This is a genomic window from Frankia tisae (assembly GCF_025403405.1).
Classification (GTDB): domain Bacteria; phylum Actinomycetota; class Actinomycetes; order Frankiales; family Frankiaceae; genus Frankia; species Frankia tisai.
In genome coordinates this window covers 1-2,802 of sequence record NZ_JANEZT010000565.1, presented here as the reverse complement: position 1 = coordinate 2,802, position 2,802 = coordinate 1, and the positions used below count along the sequence as shown (strand labels likewise).

General features: G+C 75.4%; 2 protein-coding genes. Both read left to right on the top strand.

The annotated features are described in order from the left end of the window. Nucleotides 1–1,208: iron-containing alcohol dehydrogenase (locus NBZ85_RS29875; RefSeq protein WP_261563278.1), on the top strand; the 1,208-nt coding region annotated here is incomplete at its 5' end. Then, nucleotides 1,205–2,665: an aldehyde dehydrogenase family protein gene (locus NBZ85_RS29870; protein WP_261554368.1), complete on the top strand. Its 1,461-nt coding sequence runs from the start codon at nucleotides 1,205–1,207 to the stop codon at nucleotides 2,663–2,665. The genes NBZ85_RS29875 and NBZ85_RS29870, both read left to right, overlap by 4 nt. Nucleotides 2,666–2,802 lie beyond the last annotated feature (137 nt).

Genomic DNA, 2,802 nt, shown 5'->3' with positions numbered 1-2,802 from the left:
CCGCGCCGGCCTTCCTCGCCCCCCGGCAGGTGCTGACCGGCGCGGGGTCCGCCGCCACGGCGGGAGCGGCCCTGCGCACCTGGGGGGTGGCCCCGGGGCGGGTGCTCATCGTCGCCGACCGGGTCGTGTCCGAGGCGGGGCTGCTTGCCACCGTGGTCGGCGGCCTGGCCGACGCCGGCTTCGAGGTGACGGTGTTCGACGACGTGGCCGGCGAACCCACCGACACCGCCGTCGCCCGCGCCGCCGACCTCGCCCGCGCCCACGCGGTGACGGCCGTGGCCGGCGTCGGCGGCGGCAGCGCTCTCGACCTCGCCAAGGCCGTCGCCCTGCTCGCGACGAACACGGGCGGGATCGCCGACTGGGTCGGGGTCGTCGAGCCGCCGGTGCCGGTGGCACCACTGCTGCTCGTGCCGACGACCACCGGCACCGGTTCGGAGGCGACCCGCATCTCGATGATCACGATCGACGGCGCGAAAAGCATCCTGAGCTGCGCCCAGTTCGTCCCGCTCGTCGCCGTCCTCGACGCCGACCTGGTGGCCGATCTCCCCGCGGCCGTGGTGGCCTCGACCGGCATGGACGCGATCGCCCACGGCGTCGAGTCGATGCTGTCGACCACCCGCACCGCGCTGACCCTGGCGGTGGCCACCGAGGCGGTCCGGATCCTCACCGTCAGCCTCGAACGCGCCGCGCTCGACGGCGACCGGGCCGCCCGGGGACGGGTGCTCTATGCCTCGCACCTGTCCGGGCTCGCGCTCAACGCGGGCGTCGTGCTCGGGCACAGCCTGGCCTACGTCATCGCCCGGCACGCCCCGATGCCGCACGGGACGAGCTGCGCGCTGGCCCTGCCCTACTGCCTGGCCTACGACCGCGACGTGCCCGACGCCCTGGCCGCGCACATCGCGGGAACCATCACCGCCGGCGAGAGCACGCAGCTGCGGGCGGCGGCGGAGCGGGTCGACGACCTCGCCCGCCGCCTCGGGCTGCCCCGCTCGCTCGACGCCGTCGGCATCCGGGCCGACCTGCTGGCACAGATGGCCGTGGAGACCGTCCGCGACTTCCCGCGCCCCACGAACCCGGTCCCGATGGCGCCGGGACCGGTGCACCGCCTGCTCGCCACGATGCACCGCGGCAGCGTCGCCGACGCGTGGGAACTGGACCTCGCCCCGGACCCCGACCCGAACCCCACCTCGGATGGAGTGGCCGCGTGACCACCGTCAACGATCGTCCCGTCCTCGTCGCCGGCGCCTGGGACGCCGGTGCGAACGACACCTGGATCCCCGTGCTCGACCCGGCGGACCTGCGCCACGTCGTCGCCCGGGTGCCCGCCCTGGACAGCGCCGACATCGCGCGGACGTACGACGCGGCCGAGGCCGGCGCCCGCGCCTGGCGCGCCGCCGGACCCCTCGACCGCGGCGCGGTGCTGCTGCGTGCCGCCGGCCTGCTGCGCGAACGGGCCACTGACATCGCCCGCGATCTCGTCCTGGAGATGGGCAAGACCCTCGCCGAGGCCGGCGGCGAGGTGGCCAAGGCCGCCGACTTCTTCGAGTACTACGGCGGCATGGCCCGTGCGCCCCACGGCTACGAGCTGCCCGACGGCCGGCCGAACACCAGCACCGCCGTGCGCTACGAACCCGTCGGGATCGTGCTGGCCATCACGCCGTGGAACGACCCGCTGCTGACCCCGGCCCGTAAGCTCGCCCCGGCACTCAGCGCCGGCAACGCGGTGGTGCTCAAGCCCGCCACCGACACCCCGCTGGTCAGCCTGCACCTCGCCCATGCGCTGCTCGACGCGGGCCTGCCCGCGAACGCGCTGTCCGTGGTGACCGGCCGCGGCCGCGACATCTCCGGACCCCTGCTCGCCGACCGCCGCCTCGCCGCGGTCACCTTCACCGGCAGCAACGAGGTCGGGCTGGACATCATGCGCACCGTCGCCGGGCGCAACCTGCGAGTCCAGACCGAGATGGGCGGGAAGAACGCCACCGCGGTGCTGGCCGACGCCGACCTCGACCTCGCCGCCGACACCCTCGTCGCGGCCGCCTTCGCCCAGGCCGGGCAGCGCTGCACCGCGACGAGCCGGCTCGTCGTCGACGCCGCGATCCGCGACGACCTGCTCGCGGCCCTGGGCCGCCGCGTCGCCACACTGCGGCTGGGCCCGGGCATCGACACGGACACCACCATGGGCCCGGTGGTGAACACCTCGCAGCGCGACTCCGTGCTCGACCATGTCCGCCGGGCCCGCGCCGAGGGCGCGACGCTGCTCGCCGGCGGCGGCACCCCGGCGGACACCGGGCTGAGCCACGGCTGCTTCGTCGAACCCACGATCCTCGGCGACGTGACCCCGGCGATGTCGATCTGGCGCGACGAGGTCTTCGGCCCCGTCCTCGCGGTACGCACCGTCGATGGCTTCGACGAGGCGGTCGACGCCGTCAACGACTCCGTCTACGGGTTGTCGGCGTCGCTGTTCACCCGGGACCTGAGCGCGGCCCACCAGTTCCTCGACCGGGCCGACGCCGGCCAGGTCGCGGTGAACCTGCCCACCTCCGGCTGGGACGTGCACCATCCCTTCGGCGGCTTCCGCGAGTCCGGCTCGCCGTTCAAGGAGCAGGGCCTCGAGGCGCTGCACTTCTACCGCCGGGCCAAGACCACGGCCATCCGGTACCGCTGATGCCCGCCGTCCCGAGCGATCCAGCCCCACCCGGCGATCCGGGCCCGGCAGACGGTCCGGGCCCGGCAGACGGTCCAGGGCCGGCGACGACGTCAGGGGCGCTCGCGGGGCGCACGGTGCTGGTCACTGGCGCCGGG